This window comes from Sulfolobus sp. B1 (assembly GCF_007050195.1).
Lineage (GTDB): Archaea > Thermoproteota > Thermoprotei_A > Sulfolobales > Sulfolobaceae > Saccharolobus.
Window position 1 is genome coordinate 1 of sequence record NZ_QIMI01000008.1, and the last position, 25,671, is coordinate 25,671.

Consider the following 25,671-nt stretch of genomic DNA (forward strand, 5'->3'; position numbering starts at 1 on the left):
TTTTCAGATATGTTTCAATGATGTTAACTAAAGGTCCAACATAAGTTTCCTTATTCTCACTATTCACCGTTTCCAATTTATAGCCATAATAATGCCCTTTAATAGGACGTATAATATAGTCACCATATTTATAACGTGTCTTCTCTTTCTCCATATTAACGTCTAATTCACGTTTACAAGCATTGGTAACACATAAAGAGTTACGAGATTTTGAGTTACCTTTTTTATCTCACTCGTGGTTAGAATCATTCGACAGAAAGAATTTCATGCCATCTTCGCCTCTTTTTCACACCTTGCCTAACAATACGTCGACCTTCTCCACGCCCTTCACTCTATTGTTTAACTTCACTGGTAACAAAGGAAAGATAACCCTCGCCTTTCAAGGCAAGGGTGGAAGTTTAGGCTGAATGGGATGGGGTGGTGTTTTTTTATCTTTTGTTGTTTAATAATAATGTATGAGGTTAAGGACTCATTACGTCTTTAGTTCTGGTCTTTTGTGTTTGGTAGACACGTTTTTGTCTGGGGATTTCTTCATTTATTTCCTCTTCTCTGCCCTAATTTCTGTTATTGGTAATTTAATTATTGATAGGTTGGGGCATAAGGAGGTATTAACTAAGCAAGGGCAAATACCAGTTAGGACTCCTTTGACTCATACTCTGCCTAGGAGTGTCCTTTGGGGTGTTTTATCCATTATTCCGATAGTCACTCTTCTATTCCTCTACGATAATAGTTTCTCTAATACTTTCTTTCCTATAGTAATAGATGGTGTAATAGTACGTCCTTCTCACATGCTTTTAGATGTTTTTACTGAAAAGGGGATATATGTGAAGAAGGGTGGGAAGTGGAGGAGGTTTGCTTTAGCCCATTATAAGTATGATAATCCTTTCGTTAATGGGCTGGCAATAGTGATTGGTGTTCTAATGCTTATAGCCTCATTATATTTGAAATGATTATACTAATAATATTATTACAGTCGCGTTATTAAAGATAATAAAGCGAAAAACGAAAAGTTTTTAAATGAGTTCCTGAAGAAGAATTGGGAGTGGCGAGGGATGATGAATACCGTGTGAGCAGACCTATGAAGAGCCAACCTAGAGCTGACCCACCAACCCCTAATTTCCTTATATTGTTTTTTGGTAAAAAAGCTTTCCTTTTGAATTAACTCCCTAGTTAAATGAAAAAATTCAACTAGTATTAGTACTACTACGTGGATCCAGAATTGGCTATTTAGTCTCGGGTCTCTATATGCCCTTCACTGACCTCCTCCACACCTTAAAAGGGAAGGTTTGTTGTTCTGTTTATCAGAGACTAATTTTTAGTTTAGCGATCTAATTTATTTAGATGTTTACAAATTACTTCCTTGACGCAAAAAAGGGATATTACAGACATTTAGCTTTTGTTCAATCTCCTTCCTATCTTGATCTAAGCTTATCTTTGGTAAAGGATTATTTGAGAGTTAACAAAAATCCTACTGTGATTTACGCTTTTCATCCATGGGCTGATAAGGAACGTCTCGAGAGCTTTAGGCAAATCTTACCTAATATTGTAGACATAGATTATTCTAACTCAGATAAGTATTTAGGACTTACCGGAGATCTAGTAATTTTAGACGCTGTAAGTGATTTTAGACCAAATTATATTTCACGTTTTATAGATATGGCTAGGGGGGGAGGATTAGTAATTATATATTCTGATAATATTTTGAAGAATAAATTGTATAGGAATTCTCTGTCCAGAGACGGTATAGTAAACGACTTATTTGAGAGAAGATTTCTCCAAAAGGCTTTATCACATAGGGGCATTATCGTATTTGATGATAAAATTAATTTCATACCTTATTCATCTGCTGAAACTCATAAGCCATTCAAGAAAATTCCTCAAAGGCCAAATATACCAATTCAATTACACGAGGTTTGTATGTCTGCAGATCAAAACAAAGTCTTAGAAGAATCTTTATTTATTCTAGAGAGTGGTAAGAGGACTTTAGTTGTAACAGCTCCGAGGGGTAGAGGTAAAAGTGCTAGTGTAGGCTTATTCTTATCATATTTAGTGAATAAGGAGATATTCAGTAATATCGTAGTGACCTCACCTACATATTTCTCCTCTCAAGAAATCTTCAATTTCTTAATGAAAGGTTTATCAGTTCTTAGGGCTAAATTCAGCTTAGGTGAGTCGAGAGATGGAAAAATAATGAGAGTGAGACGTGGAGAAACTAGGGTTAAGTGGTTGCCTCCAGACTTAGCTGAGGATGAAGAAGGTGATTTAATAGTAGTTGATGAAGCTGCAGCGATAGGAATGGAAAACTTAGATTACATTATAAGGAAATATGATAAGGTAATATTAGTAACCACAATTCACGGTTATGAGGGTTCTGGGAAGGCATTCCTAAAATTCGTGGATAAACTCAAAAAGGGACTCTTAGTTAAACACGTTAAATTGGAGTATCCAATAAGGTATGCTAAAGGAGACCCAGTAGAGAGATTCTTATATGATGTTTTTCTATTAGATGCTGAGGCTCCGGAAGTTAGTTCTATAACAAATTATAAGATTACTAGAGTTTCTCAAGAAGAATTGTTTTCTAATGATGATCTGCTGAAAAAGGTTTATGGCATTTTGGTAGAGGCTCATTATAGGAATTCTCCAGACGATCTGATGTTATTAGGAGATATGGCTTTTCAAAGGATTTATGTTTACTGGGCAGACGATAATCCAATCAGCGTTGCTCAAGTAGTTTACGAGGGCAATCTAAGAGAGGAAGAGATAGTTAATATATCAGATGGCGTAAAAAACGAGGGCCACTTAATTCCTCATAGGATTATAAAATATGTTAGATTTCTCGATTTTGGTAAGCTTAAGGGCTGGAGAGTTATGAGGATTGCTGTAACTCCAGAATTTCAAGGAAAGGGAATTGGAAGCAAAGTGTTAGACAAAGTGATAGAAGAGGCAGAAGGAGAGGGAATTGATTGGGTTGGTTCATCTTTTATAGCTGATCAGCGAGTTTTACGTTTTTGGCTAAAGAATGGTTTTACTCCTGTTTATTTATCGTCAATAAAGAATCAAGAATTAAATGGTTATTCTTGTATTGTAATTAAGCCTTTAAGTAATAGGGCTAAAGAGATGGTAAACAATTTGTCAAAGCTATTGAAGGATAAGTTGTTAAGAACTTCACATCAAGTTTACTTTAACGTTAATCCTTGTGTATTAGCATTACTACTTGATAATACTCCTCCCGTTAATAATGGGTTAAGTGAGATTCCAAGCTTGTATATAGATAAGATTAAAGCATATATTAATGGTATTTTGCCCTATAATTCTATCGCTGAAGCTTCACATTCTTTAGTCACGAATTATTTCCTATTATTACCTAAGACGAAGTTAGCTGAAGAATTAGAATGTAGTTTGATAGCTAGAGTTTTACAAGGAAAGAGTTGGTATCATGCTGGATTAATGTTAGGGATAAGTAGTAGGGAGGTTGAGAAGAGGGTAAAGAAAGGATTAAGTGAATTGTTAAAAATATTCGTAGATGCGTGAATTCTGCTGGCCTCCTCCCAACCCTAAAGGGTGAGGTTTTTATCACCCAACCTAGTTTAATTTTCAAATATGGGGATTAATGAAGAATTTTTATGAAAACTAAGTGTAAAAATTCTATATAATGCTAACGTAAAATTTTATTAGCGCCGGGGGCGGGATTCGAACCCGCGCAGGGATTACCCTACTGGCTAACCTGGCGCTCTCAAGGCCAGCCCCTTAGACCGCTCGGGCACCCCGGCATTAATTATATCTAAATAATAGCTTTAATCTTTAACTATCGTTATTATGCTATAACCTTTCTTCCTTTTCAAATTATCTATCCTAAATCTTTTCTCGAATATTTTTATAACGTTAGCCTCCCCTTTATACACTACCAATTGTATAAAGCCTTTGCTATATAACCTATCATAAGCTTCTTCTTCTAGTTTCTTTATGAACTCAACTCCTTTAGAGAGTGGGGGATTGGAATATATTGCATTAAATTTTACTTCAGTTGGAATTGCTTTGAAGATATCGGATTTAATGATTACTACCCTCTCCTTTACTCCATTTATCTCGGCGTTTTTGTTAACTAATTTTATTGCTATGTGATTTACGTCAATCATATAGACTTTTACCTTTGCATTTCTCTTGGCAATGTATATTCCTATTGGACCATAGCCACATCCTACATCAGCTACTATTCCTTCATCTGGTATAATTAAATTTTCTAAAAGTAATCTCGTCCCTAAATCTAGTTCTTTTTTTGAAAATACGTTATTAGATGAGATAAGGGTTATGGGTATTCCGTTTATCACTTCGTTTATTACGTATTCACTCATGTTTTTTCCATGCTCTAGGATATAAATCTCTCTGCATAAAAACTCTATTCAGATTGACTACTATTCCTTTCTTGGCGTTTTGAATTTCGGAGGAGTTTGTTACGGTATTACCTATAGCCACTAACTCGCCTTTTAACGTTAATATTGCAACTGTATCGTTTTTTGCGAAGTTTTGATATGCTACTATTCCCGGTATCGCTAGTGGTGCTCCATATGCTATAGCATTTACTGCTGAATCTTCTATTATTATTTTAGGCATTCCGCACGTACCATATTCCATTGGCATTAATATTTTTCTTAACTCAGTTTCATCTTTACAGTTTCTGAATAAGTATAATGCCTCTGATAAGTCTTGCAATGTGATCAAGTTAGTGGACTCTGTGAATACTCCAGACTTAGTTCTTCTGAGCTCTCTCATGTGTGCTCCACAGCCGTAAATTATGCCTATATCGTGACATATTTTTCTCATGTAAGTTCCTGAATCTGATTCTATTTTTAACAAAACAAATTTTTTATCATAATCAAGTATTTTTATATCATAAACTGTCCTAATTCTCAGCCTTCTCCTGACTGACGATCTAACAGGTGGTCTCTGGTATATCCTTCCCTTGAACATTTCTACTATTTTAGTAATTTCATCTATGTTAACATCACAATGGACTTGCATTACGCATACATATTCTTTACCCGCTTTAGTGATGTAGCTCATAATCTTCGTAGCGTTTTCTATACCGATGGGAAGTACTCCCGTTACCTTGGGATTGCCCCGCCCCTCTATAAGGGCTCTAGGGTCCCTCCGTGCCCTGCCTTATTTACGTTAAGCATTTTCTTAACCCAATACGCTACTTCGTGGCTAGTGGGACCAGGTGGTTTATCAAGGTTAATTATTGAGTTTTTAATGTGAACTTCTATGGGTCTTTTTTCTGGAAAGTACCCGTAATTTTCAGAGGTTTGACTATCTTTTCTTATTATCCATTCATTTTTATAATCACAAAAATTATCTATTTTATAAATAAAACTGTCTAACATAGCATATCACAAAGTTGGTATAGATAGTTTGACTTTTTCTTTTACGTAATCTAATAAGTTGGACTCTTGTAGTTTCTTCTTAACCTCATCATCAGAAGCTCCTTTCTGTATTTCTATCTTTTTGTCTGTAGGTTCTAAGTGCAGTATGTTAACTCTTCTTCTCTTTATGCCACTTACATCTTTTGGACCGGTTACAAGAACGAAATTATCATCTATTATATCGACGATTACACACTTTTTTCCAGCTTCTCTCCCTCTTACTTTTACACATATTCTCCCAATTTCTATTGCAGGCATTGCTATCACAAAAACTTTTAAGAGGTTAAATATAAGATTAGTGCCAGTACTGCTTTGTTCTTAAGAACCTTTTTTCCTCCTCCATAATTGCTAAATAAAACTTGTCCTCTCCCTCAGATAATTTACTTAGCACCCTTCCTAAGTTGCTTGGACCTATGCCATTGGCAGATAAAGCTATGAAAGCGTGTTTACCATATGAAGAGAAAAGTGATGCTATAGTCTTTAAGTCCTCCAACTTCCTTTTCTCGTTTCCTTTTAACCTCTTTCCTAGCATTGCATCTCTTATTATTCTCTCTGCGTCTTTATCATCTGGACTTGTTGCCGTAAGAAATATTGAATTGCATTTAGGACATTTGTCTGGAGTATTAACTACAGTGTGTTTTGAACTCCAGCCACATACTAGGCAAATCACCTTGATTTCCTTGTTGATTAATTTTCTTTTATAGACTTCAATTACTAATGGAGCGTCATCATTTGTATTATAACTCATTAGTTTGTCAAGAAATTCTCTCGCTAGAGGAGATGGTTCAATTACCTCTACTATTTTCCAAGAATATTTCTTGATTTCGTTTATTACTTCCACGTCATGGTTTTTAACTAAAAGTTCATTAACTGCCTCTTCCCCGACCAATGTATTTGTGTAAGCTTTTAGTATGGGAGAAGTTATTTGAATGTTCTTTTTATCAAAGTCTACCATTCCGAATCTCTCAATTTCTACCAATAATTTCCACTTGAACTGTGGGCTTTCCTTAATTCCTTGCTTTAGAATTTCCAAAAGCTCATTTATGTTGAAGGAATTGATTTTTTCTATTACCCTTTGGATATCGTATCTGTTTATTGGGAGAATTGACGCTACTGCTATATGATAAGGATCTGCTCTAAAGGAAGTTTTAACGCTCTTTTCACTGGATAACAAGACTGAGAAAATAGTTCCTAGAGTGTTGTTACCCCTAGAGCCGAAGGGTGAGTGTAAGACTATTAAGTCATTACCTATTATTTCTACTACTATCTCATCTGACCTAGGAAGAGGATATCCTCTGCTCTTATGCTTATCGATAACGTTTATCACGTTTTCATCATCATCTTCAGCTCGAATGTACTCAAATACTTTCTTAGCCACTTCTTTCTCCACTGGAATGGATTCTCCGAACCAACTAGGCAAAATTCCAGATTTTAGTTCAGCCCTTTCAACGAATATCCTATCGTCTTCTATACTTACCACTTTCCACAATCTACCGCTTAATATGAATATGCTTTCACTATCCAGTGTTGCCACAAATTCCTCATCTAAAACTCCTAATTTTGTGTTAGTTGAGTAGTCTATTACGATGTAGCTTCTCAACGAGTCTGGTATCATATTAACGTTATAGTAATATTTCCATATTCTAGGACCCGGAATCACCTTATTTTCTTTTCTCCTTATTATCCTAGCTGATTCCATTAAATCCAATACCTCATTGAACTTTTCCTCCGTTAGCTTTTCGAAATAGAATGAACTTCTTAATACATTTAATATTTCCTTTGGATCACTATACCCTTCCAACACCATTCCTGCTATTTCATGAGATGCAACGTCAAGCGGGTTATCTTCTATTAGTGGTTTCTCTAAGTATCCTTCATGAAATGAGTCTATTATTGCCTTACATTCTAAGATATCGAATATATCATCAGAGGGGATGATTATTCCTTTAGAGGTTTTTTCTATGGAGTGTCCAGCTCTTCCTACTCTTTGGACTAGTCTAATCACTTGTCTGGGAGACATATACTGTATTACCAGGTTTATCCTTCCAATATCTATTCCTAGTTCTAGGCTAGAGGTAGCTATTATTGCGTCGATATTTCCTTTTTTAAACTCGTTTTCTGCTTGTATTCTCACTTCCTTTGAGAGGGATCCGTGATGTGTTCCAACTTTTAAGCCTAACTTGGATAACTGATTTGATAAGAATTCACTGGTTTCTCTAGTATTTGTAAAAACTAGGACTGGTTTGTTACCCTCTATTATTTTCTTAAGCTCTACAATTCTAGATACTGTTTCTGGTTTCAATCCCAGTTTTAGCGTTAACTCTTGATCTCTTTCTCTTGGGATGACTATACCTATTTCCATATTTTTCATTGCATCTACTTTTGCAACCTCTACTTCATAACTGAGATACTTTTTTGCAACCTCTACGTCACCAATTGTTGCGGATATTCCAATAAATTGTATCCTATTTTTGGATAATCTTTTAATTCTCTGTAGGAGAACTGAAAGCTCAATACCTCTTTTTTCATCTAGCATTTCTTGTAATTCGTCTATTATTATCCATTTTAAGTTACTAAAATATTCTCTAAATTTGTTATTTAAAATTAAGTAAAGTAGAGTTTCTGGTGTGGTAATTAGTAGGTCAGGTGGGTTTTCAATTATTTGTTTTCTTTCTGATGTTGAAGAATCCCCATGTCTTATTTTGACGGTTATTTCAAACGCTTCACCTAATTTCTCTAATCTGGCTTGTAAGTCTCTATTAAGTGCCCTTAGAGGGGTTATGTATAAGGCTGATATCTTCTCTGGTCTATCCTTAAATATTTTATAATAGATTGGTATTATTGAAGCTTCAGTTTTACCAAAGCCAGTCGGGGCTATAATTAATACGTTTTTCCCTGACAATATTTTTGGTATTGCGATTTTCTGTATCGGGGTTAATTCGTTATATCCAAGTTTCTTCAGTCTTACCAGGAATTCATTAGTTATGTTTATCATTCTCGCAAGTATTAAGTATTACAAGAGGATATTTATAGATGTATGAGTATAGGCATGTAATTGCAAACGTGATCTTAATCTCACTAATTATGATGTTATATGTATCCTTAAGTAGTATGGTTATACCTATTGCAACTCCGGGTAGTTTTACTTCATTCCTCGATTCTTCACTACTTAATTCGTTTTCATTATTTATACTTTCATTGGTTTTAATTTCTGTGTCTTCAGTTATATTTGCTCTAATGTTTTCTTCGATAATCATTGCAATATTATATTACATAACTCTTTTTGCTTTTGCCTCAATAGTTTACAACAATTTCGTAACTTTTTCTACATTATTGGATTTGTCTCCGTATTATTTTGGGATATTGGCAATAGTCGGTATAATACTTGGATTAACTAGAAGATCATTTCCGGATGAGGTAGTATTGAATTTGAGCAGGATAAAGATCAGTATAAATAGAAAAAAAGTAGTCATTGGGGTGATTGTTCTATTAATATCTCTTTTTATCTTCTACTTTATAAGTAATAATTTGTTATTACTTATTGGTAGTATAGTAGGCTATTCTCTCTATTTAACTATCTGTGAGGAGAATGAATTTCCTCTGATCCTGCTTTCGTGGTTTTCAATACCATATATGATCACACACTCTATTAGATTCGAGACAGATTCCGAAGGAATAGAATTGGGTAAGGTTGAGGGAGTGTTATCTCCTACCTTAACTAATAGGTTCTCTCAGACGAAATATGGTTGGAAGAAGGTTTCTGGTGTCAAGTTTAATCTAAACCTTGCAAAATCCAAAAATTATAATATAGTTATAATTGGTACTAGCGGATCTGGTAAATCTTCCTTAGCAAAACTGTTACTTGAGAAGACAAACTTAAGTTATTTAGTCTTTGATCTCCATGGAGAGTATAACATTAATAATGCGAACAAGATTGATATGTCAAGGTATTCTTTAAATCCCCTTTCATTAAACGGTTCATCACCTAGGCAAAGGTCTTTAGAAATATCTTATATGTTGAAATCTTTGTTTAAATTAGGTAGTTTACAAACTATTGACATTTTCAATATCATAATGGAGACTTATGCTGAGAAAGGAGTTGATGAGAATAATCCTAATACGTGGAATTCTAAGCCGCCTACTTTTCATGATGTTTTGATAACTATGGAGAGGAAGAAGAAGCTAGTTGAGACATCTCAAGATGTTTCTCGAATTCAATCTATTGAGCCTTATATTCAATTCTTATCTAATCAAATGCTGAATGGTAACAGTATTGACATGGATTACGTATTTGATAATAATATAATTCTAGATCTTTCTAAAGTTCCAACAGATGAGCTCAAGTACATTTTGATTGAGACTATCTTGAGGGATTTTAGGAGTTATTTGTATAAGAGAGGTCAGTCAGCTTTGTGGAAATTCGTGGTAATTGACGAAGCTCCTTTTATATTAAGTAAGGAGACTGGCTTAGAGGTAGTGGAAAGACTTTTTGCTGAAGTAAGGAAGTTCGGTGTAGGCATAATTTTAATCTCACAATTGATCGATCATATAGAAAATATATTACAAAATTCAGATCATATATTTATATTTAATGTTATAGAACCAAAAGAATTAGAGTATTTGAGCAGGACTTTGGGTGGGGGTGACCAAGATAAGTATAGGGCTATTTATCAAGCAATTCAATACTTAGATAGAGCTCATGTCGTTACAGTAACAAGTGAATACAGAGATATACTTTTAGTTAAGCTTAATTCTTTAAAATAATTTGGTTATTAGTATGCCAGAGGACGAGAACGAAGATGAGTATCGAGAGGAGAGAAGTGCGGGAGAGGGAGAGGAGAAAGTCGAAGAAGAAAGTGAAGAGTTACCTAAGCTCTCGATTAAAGATATAGAATTACTTATGAAAAATACCCAAATTTGGGATGATTTATTAAATGGTAAAATCAGTGTGGATGAGGCTAAGCTAAATTTTGATCAAATCTTTAAAGAATATGAGGGTGGGGATTCTAAGAAGAAAACAAAGAGAGTACCAGCTAAAAAGGTTAAGAAACCAAAAAAGAAAGTTAAAAAAGAGGATGAGGAGAGTTAATTATGTTTAAAGTTGTTTACCCTAATGCAAAAGATTTCTTTTCTTTCATTAGTGCAGTAGCTAAGGTAAGTGATATAGTGACTTTAAATCTCTCAGAAGATGGCGTATTTTCGAGACATTTGACTGAAGATAAGACATTAATGGCTTTAGCTAAAATACCAAAGGATGTTCTTTCGGATTATAGTATAGAAAAACCGCTTTCAGTTAAATTAGACATAACTTCTGTTAAGAAGATATTATCTAAGGCTAAATCTAAAAAAGCTACTATAGAAATTGATGAAACTGAAAGTGGTATAAAGATTGTCATAAAAGATGAGAAAAGTGGGACTAAGAGTAATATATACCTTAAAGTTGAAAAAGGTGATGTTGAGCAAATTAATGAACCTAAGGTTAACTTGTCAGCCAGTTTTACAACCGATGATAAGGTCCTTGATATAATCGCTGGAGATCTTTCATTAATAGGAGAGGAGATGAAGATTTCAGCATATGAAGATAGAATTGAAATAGAGATCGATGAACAAGGTAAAAAGTATTTTGCTATTTTGACCAAAGATAAGTCCCTTAAGGATATCTCGGTGGAGAGTTCTGCTTCAGCTTCCTATAGTGTTGAGATGTTTAAGAATGCAGTGGCAGCTTTAAGAGGATTTTCCGCACCCATAACAGTTAGTTTTGGGAACAATTTACCTATAAGGCTAAGCGTTGATGTCCCTTCAGGAGGTCAAATGACGTTCTGGATAGCTCCTAGAGCATAAATTATTTTATTCCCTCTTTTTATAATTCCCATATATTTGTTATTTGAAGTTAAAATTCCAGATTTTTCTCCTTCAACAACCATTAATGATGCTATGTTCCCTTCTTCTATCCAACCATTTATGCCTAAAAACCTGTATGCGTTAGTAGTTACTGCCTTTAGGACATGTAATGAGTAATCACTGAGAGGATCTTGAAGCCTTGTTAATAGTAAGAAAGTTTCCATTTCTTTCCATAAGTTAGGATCTAATACTCCACCATTATCAGTTCCTAAAAGGACATTGATTTCTGCTCTTAGTGAATTGACAACTTTAGGTACTCCTACTGAAAACCAGAGATTACTTCTAGGACATATCACTAAGGAAATTTTTCGTTCTTTTAATATCTCCATCTCCTCTTCGCTTAAATGTGTTCCATGGATTATGAGGTTGGGGTTATACTCTTTTATTGCTGATTCAAGATCATTTCTTAGCCATTGTCTTAAGGTTTCTGAAATATGTATGGCTCTAATTTTATCTTTAAAAACGTCTTTTATCAGAGGATTTATATCTGATGTGCTAGATAGTCCGTAACCATCTACGATTTCGTGGAGAACTTTCAGATTCCCATTATTTATTTCATTGTTTTCTAATCTTCCTAAAATATAGTACAATACTCCTTGTCTCTTTAACTCAGACTTAGCTTGATTAGCGATTTTACTTCCTATTAGACCTTGTTCTCTAAAGTCTAAAATTACATGTGAACCAAAGTCCTTCGCTCTTTGAGCGAATTTTATTATTGAATTTTTTATTTCTTTTTCGGAATGATTACTTAAGCATTTATATTTTATACTATTAGGATCTCCCACGACTTCTTTTATTGGCTTATTGTATCCCATTTCTTGGCATATGAAATCAGCAGAATGCACGTGAGAATTAACTAATGTAGGTAGAACAATACCATTCTTAAAAGTTATTCCCTCAGAAGAAAACCCGTTCCCTATGTGTTGAATTATACCGTTTTCTACTTCTATATTTATATTCTCCCTTAGTTCCAATTCCTCTCCAATTAGCCCTAATCTTACGTTTATTATTATTCCTTCTTTATTTTCCATTTCTCTGACCTATCTTTCCTTATATCATCTAAGGCTGAGGTAGCTAATTTTATAGCATTTCTAGCATTTTTACTGATACCTATCCCGACCTTTAGTCCTTCTAAACTGTCTATTTTTTCAGTAACCTTATATATTACGTTGTCAGAAACGAAGCCTAGGAAATTATCTCCACCTAAATATTGGGTAATTCCTCCTATACTGTACAAAAACTTAATTAGTAAACTATATACGTCCATAATTTCAATGAAGGATTCATATATTGAAATTTTCCTTAAGCGCTCAGTGTTGTGATTTATATCGAAGTGTAATGCGGTAACATGATCATCATGGTAATTATAATTGTCCCCATGATCATTAGGAATACATCTTGATGCATTCTGTTGTGCTTCTAAAGGCGTATTGCCAGATCCTAGGCAAGTGCTAACTCTTAAAGGAATTTGGTCATTGATATCCTTAACCATTTGAGATATTTGCTCTGGAGTAAGACTGTTAACTATTATTAGGAAGTTATCATATCTAAGTTGCAATGGAAATGCGTAATACTCAGAGGAAATTTCATGTATAGTTCTCATTATTTCATTTTGTGTTTTTTGTATTATCCATTCTCTATCTTCACCTAAGCCTTCAGTCCATTCTCTGTAATCCACTAGTTTGACGGCTAAAATTTTCAATCCAATATCACCATTTCAGATACCTTTTCTAATTCATCTAGCCGTTTTAATCTCAAAGCTAGCTTGACCGCAGCTTCTACAGCTCTATTTGTATATTCCTCTATTCTCTCTACTGCTTGTTCGTGTGTTGCACCAGGTCCTATTATACCTAAAGTTACAGGTTTTCCATATTCTACTGATAAGTCAGTTAACTTTCTCGCAGTCTGACTAGCTACTATTTCATCGTGTTTAGTTTCTCCCTTTATAACTGCACCTAAAGCTACTACTGCGTCTATGTAATCTTTTTCAAGTAATTTCTTTACGGCTAATGGCATATCGTAAGTTCCAGGTACTTTTACTACTACCCTAGCTTCTGCGTTAAGGAATTTAGCGTGAGATATCGCTCTCTGTAGCATTAAGTAGGTTATGTCATAATTAAATTCTGCTACTACTATACCTAATCTAATCAATCTCTCCTGCATCTCTATACCCCTGCCTTAAACCTTTTCCTGCGAAAGGAGTTAATGCGTTTTTTCCATCTCTTACTAATTTAACTAGGTTTCTAGCGTGTTTAGTTGCCCTATCGATAGCGATTTCCTTTAACTTTTCTTCATCCTCAGCTTCGTCCTCATGAACAGTTACATCAATCACGTGCTTAGAAGTTAATATTTGTACGAATATTAACCCTATACTAGCAGCCAAATAACTATACTTGTCTAGCATTGTCTTACCAACCCATCCTAACGTTATTACTCCATCACATCCTTCATCAATTAGGCGTTTTGCAGCAACTGGTAGGTCTTTTATCCCGGGCACAGTATATCTGACTATCTGACTATCATCGTCTTCACTTTGAATTACCTTGTACGCTATACTTCCCATATCTACTCTCGAAAAGGTAGTATCTGCAACTCCATATTTTCTCATATTAACACCTCTTTAAGGATTTCCTTTCCCTCTATAAAGAGGAAACCTAAACTATCTGCAATCTTTTTAGCTTTCTCCTTGTTCATACTATATTTCTCATCTAACATCTCCGCTAATACTGCACTTCTCTCTAACCCTAATTTATCCAGTAATGTAATAGTTAACTCTGTATGCCCTCTTCTTTGGGACAAGTTTCTAGCTATTAGTATTGGCACGTGTCCTGGGGATATAAAGTTTGAATAAAACTCTTGTTTTGCTTCATTAGGATTATTTTTAATTAATGATATTACCTTATGTAACTCACTTATTGTGACATATCTATCGTAATCTGAAATACCTGTTTTAGTAGTTATATGATTCACCCATAAGGAGAATGCTGGGAAATCCCCGTAAGATTGCTTTTTGACTAAGCTATAATAAAGAGGGTGTTTTGCTAGGTAATCTGCCATAAATTCCAGATTTAAAGTTCTAGCTTCTTGGTAAGATGTTGCATAACAAATTAGACCTCCAGCTTCTTTTCTAAGTACATATATACTTTTCCACGATATTGCTCCTGCGTAGAATATCATATCAGTTTCTTCCTCTCTTCCATCAAAGTCGTAGATCAAGATTGGCATCCCGCTCTCGAGATCTTTTCGTATTTCTGATAGATTGAACATATCGTTAGTAAACTATTATTGAAAGTATATAAGAGTATTTACTTAAAAAAGAGTACATATTTTAACACAATATTTAGAAATATACGCTATGGCGTTTTAATGGAAATATGATTGAAATTTCTTTCATTATAAATCAAATAAATGTTGGAAAAATTGTGATAGGTGGAGGAGATCTCTTTCATATAGATTCCATCTGGTTAATTCCATATCAGTATCGTTAATAAATTCTGTTTAAAGGATGTTAGAATAAAGGGTAAGATTCTAAAATGTGTCATTTTAGTCTAATGAGATAAGTTAAAACGTTGATACAACAGAAATATAAGTCTAAATGTTTATTTTATTAACAAATGTCAAGCTCTGCTTATAATCCGTTTAACTGGAAGTTCATTTTGCTATCTCAAGTAATGATGATATTGTTTTCGCTTGTGCTAAGCTTTTTCCCAAAATACTTCATAGAATTCTATATACTTTACATTATTGTATATTTGGGAATAACATCAGTAATTGTTATGAGATCCAATCCTCTACTGCGAGAAAGAAGATCTTTAGGCGAAATAACTGCAGCTAGGACTCTGTACGAAGAGAAGAAAGCAACTGATTTAATCAACAAGGATGAGGATTACCTAAAGGAGACCACTGAGGTGATGAAGAAGAACATGTCTTCATTAGGAATAATGTTCTTATATCTAATAATTCTGATAATACTATATAATTACGTGATAATCAAGTTCGTAACTTCTATCTCGGATACGTTGTATAGGTTTGGTTTTTACGTATTATATTTTGAATTACTTTATGGTGTAAGTTTCTTAATGAACAGAAGAGTTTTGAGGTTCCAAACTAATATTCCTATGGCTCCCACTTCGTATAAGATAACTGAAAAAGGGGTAATAGCTACTGATAGGTCTGGATTATTTTTGCCAGCCAAATACTTGTTAAACGCTCAAATATCCCCAAATAGAGATAAAAAATATGTTGAAATTAAATCCTCAGACTCTAAGTTCCCATTCCATGTTAGGTTATATTCACCGGATATTGATAAGATAACGGAATTAATAGAAAGAGTGAAGAAAATTGAACTTAAAAAACAATCTCCCTCTGAAAGTTAGAGAAGTGAAGATGGGAATAACTAGCAATCGTATTATGAATCCTTACTCCATCAAACCCGTTAAATAAGCCCCTTCCAATCTTAACTTTGAATGTGAAAGTTCTTTCATTAACAGATAATGGCTTAGACACGTGAAATTCATGACCTCTAACTATAGTATCCTTTGGGACCAAGAAGTTGTCAGAAATGGATTCCAATTCAGTATAGCCTATTGTAAGCTTATCTTTTGTTTTTATGTCTATATCAAAAACTCCAACCATTTTGTATTTATTGTCATTTTCATCTATTAAATTATTTGACAGATACATTAGTCCACCACACTCAGCGTATATCTTAATTCCGTCATAAGATAGTCTCTTAAGCCAAGCCTTTGTATTACTAGAGTTCTCTAGTTCTCTTAGATGCAACTCAGGATAACCTCCACCAATGTAAACTGCATCTACATCGCTTACAGTTTCATTGTTTAATGGACTGAAAAATTCCAATTCATATTTCTTCTTTAAAATATCAAGATTCTCAGCATAGTAAAAACTGAAGGCAGAATCATACGCTATTGCTAATTTCTGTTTGGGTTCAGTGTTTCTGGAATCTCTGTCTGCTACTCCAAAGTTTAATTCTTCGTCATCTATGATTTCTAACATTTTATCCAAATCTATGTATTGTTGAACCATTTCCCCTATTCTTCCTATAATTTCGCTAACTTCTTTATTATCCTCTATTGTTAAGAGTCCCAAATGTCTTGATTTTACCTCAAGGGATTTGTCATAAGGTATATATCCTAAAACTTCCACATCATCTTCAATAGCCCTCTTGCAATAATTATAGTGAGTTTGTGATCCAATTTTGTTAAAGATTACCCCTTTTACGTCCACATCTTTTCTATAAAGTTTAAGCCCTTTCACGATTGCTCCAACAGTACTACTTATATTAGAACAATTTATCACTAAGATTATTGGCGTTTTAGTAACCTTGGCTAACTCATAGGTACTGAAAGATGTCTCAATTCCATCATACAATCCCATCACTCCTTCTATTACTCCAACATCAAAGCCCTTCATGTATTTAGACAAACTCTTTTTAACGTTCTCTTCTCCCATCATCCATAAGTCTAAATTAATTGAGGGATACCCAGTGGCTATTTTATGGTAACCTGGATCTATGAAGTCCGGTCCAGCTTTGAAACCTCTAACTTTCATTTTTTTAGAGAGTGCTCTCATTATTCCCGAGGCTATTAACGTTTTTCCGGAGTTACTTCTGTCCGAGGCTATTAAAATCCTTTTCACAGAAGTCATTTCTGATCAGAATAAATTAAGCTTTATGTATCATTAATTAAATTGAAAGTTAATAACGCTTTAAATGTTTCTATAATGAAGTTAAAGATAGGTTGTTATGAGAGTTGTTTACGGTGATGTAAGGGATTTCAAAACCATAGTTACTGCTTTAGCCAAGTTAGTAGATGAAGCAGCATTAAAATTTAAGCAAGATGGTGTTGAGCTAGTAGCATTAGATAGAGCTCACATATCGCTAATCACAATAACTTTACCGAAAGATATGTTTAAAGAATATGATGTTAGTGAGGACTTTAGATTTGGTTTTAATACTCAGTATTTACTAAAGGTATTAAAGGTAGCTAAGAGGAAGGAAGCTGTAGAGATATTTAGTGACTCTCCCGACCTAGTTAAGATATCTATTATTGGAAGTACGAACAGGGAGTTTTATATAAGAAATCTAGAAATAGCTGAACAACAAATACCGGATATAAACTTACAATTTGATATAAGTTCTACTATCAGTTCAAAAGGTTTTAAGTCTGCAATAGAAGAAGTCTCAGCTATTACCGATACTGTGATAATAGAAGGTCATGAAGATAGTATTGTCGTTAAGGCTGAGGGTGAAAATAAAGTTGAGGTTGAATTTACTAGAGATACTGGTGGTTTGCAAGATATAGAGTTCAGCAATGAAGCAACGGGCTCATATTCGGCAGAGTATCTAAATGATATACTAGAGTTAACTAAACTATCAGATTTTATGAGACTATCCTTTTCTAGCCAGAAACCTTTACAGTTATCATTTAATATGGAAGGGGGCGGGAAAGTTAATTATCTCCTTGCACCTAAAGTTAGCTAATGCAGTTCAAAAAAGCCTTAGTGGGAAGTTTTCCTAAAAATCCAAAGTTAGGAAAGGCTATATCATGGTATAATATGAATAAAATAGACGAGGAAAAGCTAAACAAGTATTTAAAAGAGGCTATGATGAATTTATTTAAATTAGCTAATGAAATTGAACTAAACTACGTAACTAATGGGCTCTTCAGATGGGACGATCTAGTTGATACGTCGTTTGGGTTCGTTAAAGGAGCTGAGAAAGGAGCTTTACAAAGATTTCTTGATAATAACTTCTATTACAGACAGCCCGTAATTAAGGGAAAAATTGAGTTTGCAGGAGATGACAACAAATTCATTAAAGACCTAAGGTTTTCTAAGGAAGTTAAAGAAGAAGTGGGATTAAAGTCAAAGCTTAAAGCTGTAATACTAGGTCCAGTCTCATATTATCTTTTATCAGTTGACGAATATTACAAAAATCCCGTTGATGCAATTACGGATTATTCTTTAGTTGTCAATTCTTTATTAAAGAACATATCAGATGTAGTTGAGGTCGTGGAGATTCATGAGCCAATGCTATTAAAGAAGGGAGTAGGTAATGAAATTTTAGAAAAAGTCCCAGAAGTTTATAGGTCAATGCTTAGTGGAGTAGGTTTAGAAAAGCATTTGATAACTTATTTTGAAATAGAGAATCCTAAGAGATTAGATACTATCTTTTCTCTACCGGTAGACTATTACGGCATAGATGTAGTTGATAATTTGAAGAAGTTAGGCAAAGTTTATCCGTACTTCTCAGGCAAGAAAGTGTATTTAGGAGTGTTAGATTCCAGAAATACTAAGATGGAGAGACTAATTACGATAAGAAGATTTTTACATTCGGCTGAGGAAAATAAAGCGTCAGATGTGATAATTGGAAACACTTCGTTACTAGATTTTATTCCAGAAGTAGTTGCGATAAGAAAACTAAAACTTTTAAAGAATCTAGATAAGGTTTTGACAAAGATGGTGAGAGCTAAATGAGTGAACTACCCATATTGCCTACAACCGTGATAGGCAGTTATCCGAGACCTAAATGGTTAAAAGAAGCGATAAGGCTGAATAAGGCTGGTAAAATAAGCACTGAGGATCTTAATGAAGCGTTTAATGATGCTGTGATAACTGTCTTAAATGATCATAAAAAAGGCTGGCATTGATGTGCCAACTGACGGTGAGGTTAGAAGAGACGAGATGGTTGAGTTTTTTGCCGAAAGGATAAAGGGATTTAGATTTTATGGACCAGTAAGAGTATGGGGGACTGCGTATTATAGGAAACCATCCGTAGTGGGTAAGCTAGAATATAACATGCCGATGCTAGTTGATGAGTTTAACTTTGCAAAATCTGTGTCCTATACTGAAAACATAAAGGTAACGATCACTGGTCCATATACTATTGCTGAGTGGTCATATAATGAGTATTATAAGAACAAAAGGGATCTGGCTTTCGATTTGGCTAAAATAATAAATCAAGAAATAAGAAATTTGGTGGACGCGGGATTAAAAATAGTCCAAATAGATGAGCCAGCTTTACATACTAGAAAGGAGGATGTGGAATGGGGTATTGAAGCTGTTAATGAGGCAGTAAAAGGGATTAATGCTAAACTAGTGATGCACATATGTTATGGTGATTATAAGTTGGTTGCACCATATTTGAATGAAATAAAGGTTGATCAAATAAATTTTGCATTAAAAATATATGATTACAAACCTTTGAAATTATTTAAGAAATATGAGTATAATAAAGAGATAGGTGTTGGAGTGATAGACGTTCATAATAGAAGAGTAGAAACCCCTGAGGAAGTCGCTAAGGATATATTAAACGTATTAAACTACTTCCCACCAGATAAGGTTTGGATAAATCCAGACTGCGGGCTAAAGCTTCTTTCCAGAAAAGTAGCATATCAGAAGTTGGTATCTATGGTTGAAGGAACTAAAATCGCAAGAGAAGAACTTAAAAAGAAAGGTATAATTTAATATATTAGTCAAGGTGCTAGTGAATGAATAAAAGAAGAGCAAGAGGGAGATCGCATTCAATTAGACCAGCAAGGGCTGGATCGCCAAAATGGATAAGGTTCACTAGAGAGGAAGTTGAGATGCTAGTAGAGGAATTAGCCAAGAAGGGATATTCTCCTTCAATGATAGGTGTTATACTTAGGGATCAGTATGGTATTCCATTAGTTAAGCAAGTCACCGGTAAAAAACTAACTAAAATTCTTGAAGAGAGGAATCTTAAGTCTACAATACCAGAAGATCTATTTAACTTAATAAGAAAAGCTGTAAATATTAGAAGGCATTTAAATGAGTTCCCAAGAGATAAAACCGCTAAGAAGGGCTTAGAAGAAGTTGAATCTAAAATCAGAAGGCTAGTAAGGTATTATAAAAGTATTAAAAAATTACCAATCGACTGGGCATACGATCCAACTAAAGCTGAACTACTTGTAGCAGGAGCATCTTAGTCAGTTTTTAATAAAGATTCTTTTATTCTTCTTACTAAAACTTCTCCTATTTTCTCGTCAAAGCCTAATGGGTCAGCTATTGTAACTTTTATCTTCTTTCCCATATACTCAATGTCCTTCTCATTATCTAAACCTAGAAGCTTCGGTATATCTCGCTTAAAGTGCATTCCAGTAGCAAAAAGTAAAGGAACGACAATTATTTGATCAGCTCCTTTATTTAGTAGACTATCTAATGCTTCCTTTAGTGTTGGAGTATTAAATTCAATGAAGCCATATTCTACTAGATTGAAATACTTAGACAGATATTCAGCATATTTAATACCAACTTCCTTCCAATCCGGTAATTTACTCCCGTGCAAGACTAATAAAACTCCTAACATTATTCCACGATGATTAATGGTAACGCGATTTTATATATTTGTTTTCAGTTATACCACTAAAAAGGTGACACTAACTTATGCCAGACTTCAAGATAGTAATTTCAGACCCTCAAACTAAGGAGCCCAAAAGGGCTAAGATTAAGGTTAAGGCTTCAGATCAAGTTAAGTCTATAGCTGGAGAGAAAGAGGGAAAAGCTCTGCCTCTTGCTAAAATGAGTGAGAAGACGAAACAAGCCTTAAATGCTGATATGCTAGTAACCTTGGAAATAGAAAAACAAGAGGGAGATAAGAAGGTTAAGGTAAAGGGTCATTTTAAGATAGAGTTAGATAATAGTGTTCCAGAAAACGAAGTTTGGATAAGTAAAACCATGTCTGAAAAGTTTGGTTTGGATGAATTTGAAGCATTAGCGTATAGGACTAAATCAGTTCAAATAAGTATTGATCAAAACAAGGCTTCCTCACTAATAGGTTCTAAAATTGGTGATGTTATAGATGGTTCATTAGTAGGCATTCCAGCTAAGTTGAAGATAACTGGTGGATCTGATAATTCTGGTTTCGCTATGAGGTTTGACGTAACGGGTAGTGCTAAAAGGAAGATATTATTAAGTGGTCCACCAGGATTTTACCCAGAGGAAGATGGTCAGCGTAGGAGAAGAACGGTTAGGGGTAATATGATTAGTCAAGATGTGGTACAAGTTAATACGATTATTATAAGGTGAAATGGTTTTTGGTTTGGCCTAAAGTTCAACCTGAAGTGAATATAGGAGTTGTTGGTCATGTAGATCATGGTAAAACTACGTTAGTCCAAGCTATAACCGGAGTATGGACCTCTAAACATTCTGAAGAACTTAAGAGGGGAATGACAATAAAGTTAGGCTATGCCGAGACTAGTATAGGTTTATGCAAAAGTTGTAGGAAACCTGAGGCTTATGTAACTGAACCATCTTGTAAATCTTGTGGATCTGATGAAGAACCGGAGTTTTTAAGGAGGGTGTCGTTTATTGATGCTCCAGGTCATGAAGTTCTAATGGCAACTATGCTTTCCGGAGCTGCTTTAATGGATGGGGCTATTTTAGTAGTAGCAGCTAATGAACCTTTTCCTCAGCCACAGACTAGAGAGCATTTCGTTGCGTTAGGAATAATTGGTACTAAGAACCTAATTATAGTTCAAAATAAAGTGGATGTAGTATCAAGAGAGGAAGCATTAAAACAATACAAGGACATACAGAATTTTATAAAAGGTACCTGGGCAGAGGGCTCTCCCATAATACCTGTCAGTGCTCTGCATAAATTAAATGTTGACTACTTATTGCAAACTATAGAGGAGAGAATAAAGACTCCTTATAGAGATTTATCCCAACAACCCGTAATGTTAGTTATAAGGAGTTTTGACATTAATAAGCCTGGTACCTCGTTTGAAGACTTGAAAGGTGGTGTGATAGGAGGAAGTATAATTCAAGGTATGTTTAAAATAGATCAAGAAATAAAGATTGTTCCAGGTTTGAGGGTAGAAAGTCAAGGGAAGGTAAGTTATGAGCCTATTTACACTAAGGTTTCGTCGATAAGATTTGGGGATGAGGAGTTCAATGAGGCTAAGCCCGGTGGACTAGTGGCTATAGGAACTTACTTAGATCCTTCATTAACTAAGGCGGATAGTTTGCTTGGAAACGTTGTAACCTCAGCTAATTCTAAGATAGATGTTCTTTGGGATTTCAGAATGAAATATAATCTATTGGAGAGAGTTGTTGGTGTAAAGGAATTGTTAAAGGTTGATCCTATAAGACCTAAGGAGACTCTAATGTTATCTGTTGGATCTTCCACTACTCTCGGAGTGGTTACACATGTAAAATCTGATGAGATTGAAGTTAGCTTAAGGAGACCTGTTGCCGTTTGGTCTAAAGGAGTTAGAGTTGTAATTAGTAGACAGATTGGTGGAAGGTGGAGAATGATAGGATGGGGAATTATATAATTAAGGTTTTGATAGATACAAATATTTTGTTATATATATACGATGGTTTGGATCCTTTTACTAAAATTATAGAATTGTTAGAATATAAACCTACTTTTTATATTCATTCAAATGTCTTAAAAGAATTGGATATATTGGAAGAAAGAAATAAAAAAGGATTTATTATTCCAACAAGAGTTAGAATAGCCAGAAAATATTTGGATACATATAAAAACATGTGGAATTTAATTAGGGATTATGAAGAATTGCCTATAGATGACGCTCTTATTAGGACTGCCCTTAAACATGATATGTTTATTTTTACTAATGACAAAAAATTAAAAAACATTTCTATTAAAAAAGGTGTAGGAGTATTATATCTACAAGGTAGGAGTAAAATTATAAAATCCTTATATTTTATCTAACGTATGTATAAACTTATTAAAGCACGTAGTGTGGTTAGGATTCCGCCAAGTGAATTCGGTAAGCCTTTGGAAGAGGTCTCGATAAATGAGCTAAGACAACAATACCAAGAGAAATTAATTAAAGATTTAGGATTAGTACTAGCTATTTTGGACATTAAGGTAAATGAGGAAGGAGTTTTAGTATTTGGAGATGGGGCTACATATCATGAAGTTGAATTTAATATGCTCACATATGTTCCAGTTCCTCAAGAAGTAGTGGAAGGAGAAGTTGTTCAAGTTGACAACTATGGTGTTTTCGTTAATTTAGGTCCAGTTGACGGATTAGTGCACATATCTCAGATAACTGACGATAATCTTAAATTTGATAATACAAGGGGGGTCATTTTTGCAGAAAAATCCAAAAAGGTCATACAGAAGGGAGATAAAGTAAGGGCAAGAGTAATTAGCATTGCCTCAGCTACTTCTTCAAGATTACCTAGAATAGCTTTAACGATGAGACAACCTTACTTAGGAAAATTAGAGTGGATTAAAAAGCAGTGATGTTTAAATGGCCAGGAAATCTTTATTCAAGGCTTGTAAAAATTGTAAGGCTTTGGTTAATCCAGATGATTCTGTATGTCCAATTTGTGGATCTACTAACTTTAGTGATGATTGGGATGGTATTATAATAGTTATTGACGAAAATTCGGAAATCTCTAATATAGCAGAGGTAAAGAAACCTTGGAGATACGCGATAATAGTGAAATAGAATTATGCTTTACATTTGATGATGTGAATCTAAGGAGAGAACTTTCTAGACCATATGGTATTTTATTTGTAAATAATAATTTATTTCTAAATTTTTTGAAAGAATTCCGCAATAGAAAGATAATAACTGTAGGTGATTATGTAAGTGCTTTTTTAGAAACTAATAGTATTCTCCCCTACCTAGAAATTGTTGATGGAAAGACTAGGAGAAAGATTGGAGTAGAAAGTAAATGGAAGATAAAATACAAGATAAAGAATGAAGCTGGTGTCATAAGACTATCTACATTTGATACTATTCGAGAAGCTTTGTCAAATGGTGGAATTATTTTAGTAGAAGGAGAAGAGGACTTACTCGTAATGCCAGTTATCATGTACTCTGAATTAGGAAGTTTTATAATATATGGACAGCCTGGTGTAGGTGCAGTGGTTATCATAAACAATGAAGTGATTAGATGGAGAACTTTAGATCTATTGAATAAAGCTTACGTGAAAAAATGTTAGATTTGTCAGACCTGCGCAGGCTCTTCATCTATCTGCCCTTTCGAGCCTCATCATCTATGCTCCATACTTTTCTGCTCTATTAGAGTAGTTAAGCAAAATATTTAAAACATCTAGTCCCCTTATTCTTAAACTACCTTTTCTAACCTCTTTCTCATTGAAATCATTTACACTATCATAAACTATAGGATAAGGAACATATATCATTATGGGTACGGGATCACCAGTATGTTCTTTGAACTCGACTGGAGTAGTGTGATCTCCAGTAAAGGCTAACACCAAGCTATCTCTTCCCACTTTGTCCACTATTTTACCTATTACACTATCAATTCTTTCTATTGCCTTTACTTTCTCTTCTATTAATCCATCATGAGATGCAGCGTCAGTAGCTTTTATGTGTAAGAAAACGAAATCATAATCCTTGAGCAAGTCAATTGTAGCATTAGCCTTAGCATTATAATCAGTATCTATCCCACCAGTTGCACCAGGGGGCGTAACTACATTCATGCCTAATTCTTTGCAGATTCCCTTAATTAATGCCGTAGCTGAAACCGCTGCAGCTTTTAAGCCAGTGTAACTTTCCAACTTAGGTAGCTTAATGTAGTAAGATGGTCCTCTTAATAAGATGATATTAGCTGGTTTTTCTCCTCTGTCTATTCTCTTCTTGTTTATTTCAGAGTCATTAAGTACTTCGTAAATTTTTCTAGTTAACTTATTTACTATCTCTGCTGTTCTAAGAGATTTGAAATCGTTATCCAATGGCCTACTTTGAAATAATTTTAGCCCTTCTTGATGAGGGTCAGTGTCAGAAATTTTATCACTTAACTCCTTTCCAGATAAAACTACTGCAACTCTGTGTTCAGTTCCTTTGTAAAATTTAATTCTAATTCCGTCTATTTCTTTTATTTTTTCATTAAGTTCTTTAACTAATTCCTCTCCTTCTTCTATTTTTCTACCAGCTCTTCTATCGGTCACTATTAGATCATTGTTTACTGTAGCGAAATTTCCCCTGAAAGCTACATCTCCATCATTAAGTTCTGCTCCTGCTCCTAATGCCTCAAATGCTCCTCTTCCTCTATAATACTTGTGAGGATCTAGTCCGAAAATCGAGAGATGTGAAGTATCACTACCAGCTATAACACCGGGTGAAATTGGATCCATTAAACCTACTATGGAATTCTTTAATAGCTCTTTGATGTTAGGTTTATTAGCAGCTTCCAATGGGGTTAATCCATTTAATTTATTAACTGGTCTATCACCTAAGCCATCAGCAATTACTAGAACTAGTTTATACTCTTTTTTCATCCTAAAACTACCCTCTTCAAATCTTTAGCCCTTCTTGATGAGGGTCAGTGTCAGAAATTTTATCACTTAACTCCTTTC

At 34.4% G+C, this 25,671-nt stretch carries 29 protein-coding genes, 1 tRNA gene and 1 pseudogene; 16 read left to right on the forward strand and 15 right to left on the reverse strand.

What is annotated here, in order from left to right:
• Positions 1-154, reverse strand: a 154-nt coding sequence (locus DMP16_RS01160; RefSeq protein ID WP_185957794.1) for a putative integrase, incomplete at its 3' end; no start/stop codon positions are given.
• 301 nt (positions 155-455) lie between these two features.
• On the opposite strand from DMP16_RS01160, the gene DMP16_RS01165 reads away from it, so the two are divergent.
• Together DMP16_RS01165 and DMP16_RS01170 are read left to right on the forward strand one after the other, a co-directional pair.
• Positions 456-950 carry a DUF1286 domain-containing protein gene (locus DMP16_RS01165; RefSeq protein ID WP_143576833.1) on the forward strand — a complete coding sequence of 165 codons (495 nt, stop codon included), beginning with the start codon at positions 456-458 and terminating at the stop codon, positions 948-950.
• A gap of 391 nt (positions 951-1,341) precedes the next feature.
• Positions 1,342-3,531, forward strand: a complete 2,190-nt coding sequence (locus DMP16_RS01170; RefSeq protein WP_069282358.1) for a GNAT family N-acetyltransferase — start codon at positions 1,342-1,344, stop codon at positions 3,529-3,531.
• Between the two features lie 144 nt (positions 3,532-3,675).
• On the opposite strand, the gene DMP16_RS01175 is transcribed toward DMP16_RS01170, so the two are convergent.
• The 6 genes from DMP16_RS01175 to DMP16_RS01200 form a co-directional block, all read right to left on the reverse strand.
• Positions 3,676-3,770 (reverse strand) — tRNA-Ser (locus DMP16_RS01175).
• 24 nt (positions 3,771-3,794) lie between these two features.
• On the reverse strand, positions 3,795-4,352 hold the full coding sequence (locus DMP16_RS01180) for a methyltransferase (RefSeq protein WP_069282357.1): 558 nt from the start codon (positions 4,350-4,352) through the stop codon (positions 3,795-3,797).
• Entirely contained in the window at positions 4,345-5,130 is a 786-nt protein-coding gene (locus tag DMP16_RS01185; RefSeq protein WP_083216346.1) for an RNA-guided pseudouridylation complex pseudouridine synthase subunit Cbf5, read from the reverse strand. Before DMP16_RS01185 ends, DMP16_RS01180 begins: the two co-directional genes overlap by 8 nt.
• Positions 5,127-5,381: a hypothetical protein gene (locus tag DMP16_RS01190; protein ID WP_069282355.1), complete on the reverse strand. Its 255-nt coding sequence runs from the start codon at positions 5,379-5,381 to the stop codon at positions 5,127-5,129. Before DMP16_RS01190 ends, DMP16_RS01185 begins: the two co-directional genes overlap by 4 nt.
• 6 nt (positions 5,382-5,387) lie before the next feature.
• Positions 5,388-5,678, reverse strand: coding sequence for a 50S ribosomal protein L14e (locus tag DMP16_RS01195; protein WP_069284576.1), 291 nt, complete (start codon positions 5,676-5,678; stop codon positions 5,388-5,390).
• A 37-nt stretch (positions 5,679-5,715) separates the two neighbouring features.
• Positions 5,716-8,415, reverse strand: coding sequence for a DEAD/DEAH box helicase (locus DMP16_RS01200; RefSeq protein WP_069282354.1), 2,700 nt, complete (start codon positions 8,413-8,415; stop codon positions 5,716-5,718).
• Positions 8,416-8,453: 38 nt separating this feature from the next.
• Between DMP16_RS01200 and DMP16_RS01205 the strand changes: the two genes are divergently transcribed.
• From DMP16_RS01205 to DMP16_RS01215, 3 genes are read left to right on the forward strand one after another with little or no spacing between them, the layout of a single operon-like run.
• Positions 8,454-10,184 (forward strand): DUF87 domain-containing protein, encoded by a 1,731-nt coding sequence (locus DMP16_RS01205; protein WP_069282353.1) that lies wholly within the window; start codon positions 8,454-8,456, stop codon positions 10,182-10,184.
• A gap of 13 nt (positions 10,185-10,197) precedes the next feature.
• Positions 10,198-10,509: an RNA polymerase subunit Rpo13 gene (locus DMP16_RS01210; protein WP_143576834.1), complete on the forward strand. Its 312-nt coding sequence runs from the start codon at positions 10,198-10,200 to the stop codon at positions 10,507-10,509.
• A gap of 2 nt (positions 10,510-10,511) precedes the next feature.
• Entirely contained in the window at positions 10,512-11,261 is a 750-nt protein-coding gene (locus DMP16_RS01215) for a DNA polymerase sliding clamp (RefSeq protein WP_069282351.1), read from the forward strand.
• On the opposite strand, the gene DMP16_RS01220 is transcribed toward DMP16_RS01215, so the two are convergent.
• The 5 genes from DMP16_RS01220 to DMP16_RS01240 are packed head-to-tail and all read right to left on the reverse strand — an operon-like array spanning position 11,228 to position 14,588.
• Entirely contained in the window at positions 11,228-12,352 is a 1,125-nt protein-coding gene (locus DMP16_RS01220) for an amidohydrolase family protein (RefSeq protein ID WP_069282350.1), read from the reverse strand. The two genes, DMP16_RS01215 and DMP16_RS01220, sit on opposite strands and share 34 nt — an antisense overlap.
• A complete protein-coding gene (locus tag DMP16_RS01225) occupies positions 12,331-13,023 on the reverse strand; it encodes a GTP cyclohydrolase IIa (RefSeq protein ID WP_069282349.1) in 693 nt (230 codons plus the stop codon). The genes DMP16_RS01220 and DMP16_RS01225 overlap by 22 nt, the downstream gene beginning before the upstream one ends.
• On the reverse strand, positions 13,020-13,484 hold the full coding sequence (gene ribH, locus DMP16_RS01230; protein ID WP_069282348.1) for a 6,7-dimethyl-8-ribityllumazine synthase: 465 nt from the start codon (positions 13,482-13,484) through the stop codon (positions 13,020-13,022). Before ribH ends, DMP16_RS01225 begins: the two co-directional genes overlap by 4 nt.
• A complete protein-coding gene (gene ribC / locus DMP16_RS01235; protein ID WP_069282347.1) occupies positions 13,465-13,929 on the reverse strand; it encodes a riboflavin synthase in 465 nt (154 codons plus the stop codon). Before ribC ends, ribH begins: the two co-directional genes overlap by 20 nt.
• Positions 13,926-14,588, reverse strand: coding sequence for a 3,4-dihydroxy-2-butanone-4-phosphate synthase (locus DMP16_RS01240; protein WP_069282346.1), 663 nt, complete (start codon positions 14,586-14,588; stop codon positions 13,926-13,928). Before DMP16_RS01240 ends, ribC begins: the two co-directional genes overlap by 4 nt.
• Positions 14,589-14,935: 347 nt before the next feature.
• On the opposite strand from DMP16_RS01240, the gene DMP16_RS01245 reads away from it, so the two are divergent.
• Positions 14,936-15,697 (forward strand): DUF2208 family protein, encoded by a 762-nt coding sequence (locus tag DMP16_RS01245; protein WP_069282345.1) that lies wholly within the window; start codon positions 14,936-14,938, stop codon positions 15,695-15,697.
• On the opposite strand, the gene DMP16_RS01250 is transcribed toward DMP16_RS01245, so the two are convergent.
• Complete coding sequence (locus DMP16_RS01250; RefSeq protein ID WP_069284575.1) at positions 15,669-16,979, reverse strand: cobyrinate a,c-diamide synthase; 1,311 nt, start codon at positions 16,977-16,979, stop codon at positions 15,669-15,671. The genes DMP16_RS01245 and DMP16_RS01250 overlap by 29 nt on opposite strands.
• A 106-nt stretch (positions 16,980-17,085) precedes the next feature.
• Between DMP16_RS01250 and pcn the strand changes: the two genes are divergently transcribed.
• The 4 genes and pseudogenes from pcn to DMP16_RS01270 all read left to right on the forward strand — a co-directional run bounded on the left by pcn (position 17,086) and on the right by DMP16_RS01270 (position 20,290).
• Positions 17,086-17,823: a proliferating cell nuclear antigen (pcna) gene (gene pcn / locus DMP16_RS01255; protein WP_069282344.1), complete on the forward strand. Its 738-nt coding sequence runs from the start codon at positions 17,086-17,088 to the stop codon at positions 17,821-17,823.
• On the forward strand, positions 17,823-18,818 hold the full coding sequence (locus tag DMP16_RS01260; protein ID WP_069282343.1) for a 5-methyltetrahydropteroyltriglutamate--homocysteine methyltransferase: 996 nt from the start codon (positions 17,823-17,825) through the stop codon (positions 18,816-18,818). Before pcn ends, DMP16_RS01260 begins: the two co-directional genes overlap by 1 nt.
• Positions 18,815-19,808, forward strand: a pseudogene (locus DMP16_RS01265) (methionine synthase). Before DMP16_RS01260 ends, DMP16_RS01265 begins: the two are co-directional and overlap by 4 nt.
• 23 nt (positions 19,809-19,831) lie before the next feature.
• A complete protein-coding gene (locus DMP16_RS01270) occupies positions 19,832-20,290 on the forward strand; it encodes a 30S ribosomal protein S15 (protein WP_069282341.1) in 459 nt (152 codons plus the stop codon).
• Here the strand turns inward: DMP16_RS01270 and DMP16_RS01275 are convergent.
• Positions 20,287-20,670 carry a CbiX/SirB N-terminal domain-containing protein gene (locus DMP16_RS01275; protein WP_069282340.1) on the reverse strand — a complete coding sequence of 128 codons (384 nt, stop codon included), beginning with the start codon at positions 20,668-20,670 and terminating at the stop codon, positions 20,287-20,289. The genes DMP16_RS01270 and DMP16_RS01275 overlap by 4 nt on opposite strands.
• Before the next feature lie 77 nt (positions 20,671-20,747).
• On the opposite strand from DMP16_RS01275, the gene DMP16_RS01280 reads away from it, so the two are divergent.
• From DMP16_RS01280 to DMP16_RS01305, 6 genes are read left to right on the forward strand one after another with little or no spacing between them, the layout of a single operon-like run.
• Positions 20,748-21,389, forward strand: a complete 642-nt coding sequence (locus tag DMP16_RS01280; protein ID WP_069282339.1) for a 30S ribosomal protein S6e — start codon at positions 20,748-20,750, stop codon at positions 21,387-21,389.
• Between the two features lie 8 nt (positions 21,390-21,397).
• Complete coding sequence (locus DMP16_RS01285; RefSeq protein ID WP_069282338.1) at positions 21,398-22,639, forward strand: translation initiation factor IF-2 subunit gamma; 1,242 nt, start codon at positions 21,398-21,400, stop codon at positions 22,637-22,639.
• The gene (locus DMP16_RS01290) at positions 22,624-23,043 is read left to right on the forward strand and encodes a PIN domain-containing protein (RefSeq protein ID WP_143576835.1); all 420 of its coding nucleotides are present in this window, start codon (positions 22,624-22,626) and stop codon (positions 23,041-23,043) included. Before DMP16_RS01285 ends, DMP16_RS01290 begins: the two co-directional genes overlap by 16 nt.
• 3 nt (positions 23,044-23,046) lie before the next feature.
• Positions 23,047-23,583 carry a DNA-directed RNA polymerase gene (locus DMP16_RS01295; RefSeq protein ID WP_069282336.1) on the forward strand — a complete coding sequence of 179 codons (537 nt, stop codon included), beginning with the start codon at positions 23,047-23,049 and terminating at the stop codon, positions 23,581-23,583.
• A 7-nt stretch (positions 23,584-23,590) separates the two neighbouring features.
• Entirely contained in the window at positions 23,591-23,791 is a 201-nt protein-coding gene (gene spt4, locus DMP16_RS01300; protein WP_069282335.1) for a transcription elongation factor subunit Spt4, read from the forward strand.
• The gene (locus tag DMP16_RS01305) at positions 23,764-24,291 is read left to right on the forward strand and encodes a DUF359 domain-containing protein (RefSeq protein ID WP_069282334.1); all 528 of its coding nucleotides are present in this window, start codon (positions 23,764-23,766) and stop codon (positions 24,289-24,291) included. Before spt4 ends, DMP16_RS01305 begins: the two co-directional genes overlap by 28 nt.
• A 54-nt stretch (positions 24,292-24,345) precedes the next feature.
• Here the strand turns inward: DMP16_RS01305 and DMP16_RS01310 are convergent, their stop codons facing one another.
• Complete coding sequence (locus DMP16_RS01310; protein WP_069282333.1) at positions 24,346-25,593, reverse strand: 2,3-bisphosphoglycerate-independent phosphoglycerate mutase; 1,248 nt, start codon at positions 25,591-25,593, stop codon at positions 24,346-24,348.
• Positions 25,594-25,671: the final 78 nt, after the last annotated feature.

Excerpts from the sequence above, each read along its gene's own strand:
- DMP16_RS01195 (WP_069284576.1), bottom strand. The coding sequence starts at position 5,678 with ATGCCTGCAATAGAAATTGGGAGAATATGTGTAAAAGTAAGAGGGAGA.
- ribH (WP_069282348.1), bottom strand. The coding sequence starts at position 13,484 with ATGCAGGAGAGATTGATTAGATTAGGTATAGTAGTAGCAGAATTTAAT.
- DMP16_RS01270 (WP_069282341.1), top strand. The coding sequence starts at position 19,832 with ATGAATAAAAGAAGAGCAAGAGGGAGATCGCATTCAATTAGACCAGCA.
- DMP16_RS01280 (WP_069282339.1), top strand. The coding sequence starts at position 20,748 with ATGCCAGACTTCAAGATAGTAATTTCAGACCCTCAAACTAAGGAGCCC.
- DMP16_RS01190 (WP_069282355.1), bottom strand. The coding sequence starts at position 5,381 with ATGTTAGACAGTTTTATTTATAAAATAGATAATTTTTGTGATTATAAA.
- DMP16_RS01240 (WP_069282346.1), bottom strand. The coding sequence starts at position 14,588 with ATGTTCAATCTATCAGAAATACGAAAAGATCTCGAGAGCGGGATGCCA.
- ribC (WP_069282347.1), bottom strand. The coding sequence starts at position 13,929 with ATGAGAAAATATGGAGTTGCAGATACTACCTTTTCGAGAGTAGATATG.
- DMP16_RS01310 (WP_069282333.1), bottom strand. The coding sequence starts at position 25,593 with ATGAAAAAAGAGTATAAACTAGTTCTAGTAATTGCTGATGGCTTAGGT.
- DMP16_RS01180 (WP_069282357.1), bottom strand. The coding sequence starts at position 4,352 with ATGAGTGAATACGTAATAAACGAAGTGATAAACGGAATACCCATAACC.
- DMP16_RS01245 (WP_069282345.1), top strand. The coding sequence starts at position 14,936 with ATGTCAAGCTCTGCTTATAATCCGTTTAACTGGAAGTTCATTTTGCTA.
- DMP16_RS01165 (WP_143576833.1), top strand. The coding sequence starts at position 456 with ATGAGGTTAAGGACTCATTACGTCTTTAGTTCTGGTCTTTTGTGTTTG.
- DMP16_RS01275 (WP_069282340.1), bottom strand. The coding sequence starts at position 20,670 with ATGTTAGGAGTTTTATTAGTCTTGCACGGGAGTAAATTACCGGATTGG.
- DMP16_RS01290 (WP_143576835.1), top strand. The coding sequence starts at position 22,624 with ATGGGGAATTATATAATTAAGGTTTTGATAGATACAAATATTTTGTTA.
- DMP16_RS01215 (WP_069282351.1), top strand. The coding sequence starts at position 10,512 with ATGTTTAAAGTTGTTTACCCTAATGCAAAAGATTTCTTTTCTTTCATT.
- DMP16_RS01200 (WP_069282354.1), bottom strand. The coding sequence starts at position 8,415 with ATGATAAACATAACTAATGAATTCCTGGTAAGACTGAAGAAACTTGGA.
- pcn (WP_069282344.1), top strand. The coding sequence starts at position 17,086 with ATGAGAGTTGTTTACGGTGATGTAAGGGATTTCAAAACCATAGTTACT.
- DMP16_RS01170 (WP_069282358.1), top strand. The coding sequence starts at position 1,342 with ATGTTTACAAATTACTTCCTTGACGCAAAAAAGGGATATTACAGACAT.
- DMP16_RS01205 (WP_069282353.1), top strand. The coding sequence starts at position 8,454 with ATGTATGAGTATAGGCATGTAATTGCAAACGTGATCTTAATCTCACTA.
- DMP16_RS01260 (WP_069282343.1), top strand. The coding sequence starts at position 17,823 with ATGCAGTTCAAAAAAGCCTTAGTGGGAAGTTTTCCTAAAAATCCAAAG.
- DMP16_RS01295 (WP_069282336.1), top strand. The coding sequence starts at position 23,047 with ATGTATAAACTTATTAAAGCACGTAGTGTGGTTAGGATTCCGCCAAGT.
- DMP16_RS01220 (WP_069282350.1), bottom strand. The coding sequence starts at position 12,352 with ATGGAAAATAAAGAAGGAATAATAATAAACGTAAGATTAGGGCTAATT.
- spt4 (WP_069282335.1), top strand. The coding sequence starts at position 23,591 with ATGGCCAGGAAATCTTTATTCAAGGCTTGTAAAAATTGTAAGGCTTTG.
- DMP16_RS01210 (WP_143576834.1), top strand. The coding sequence starts at position 10,198 with ATGCCAGAGGACGAGAACGAAGATGAGTATCGAGAGGAGAGAAGTGCG.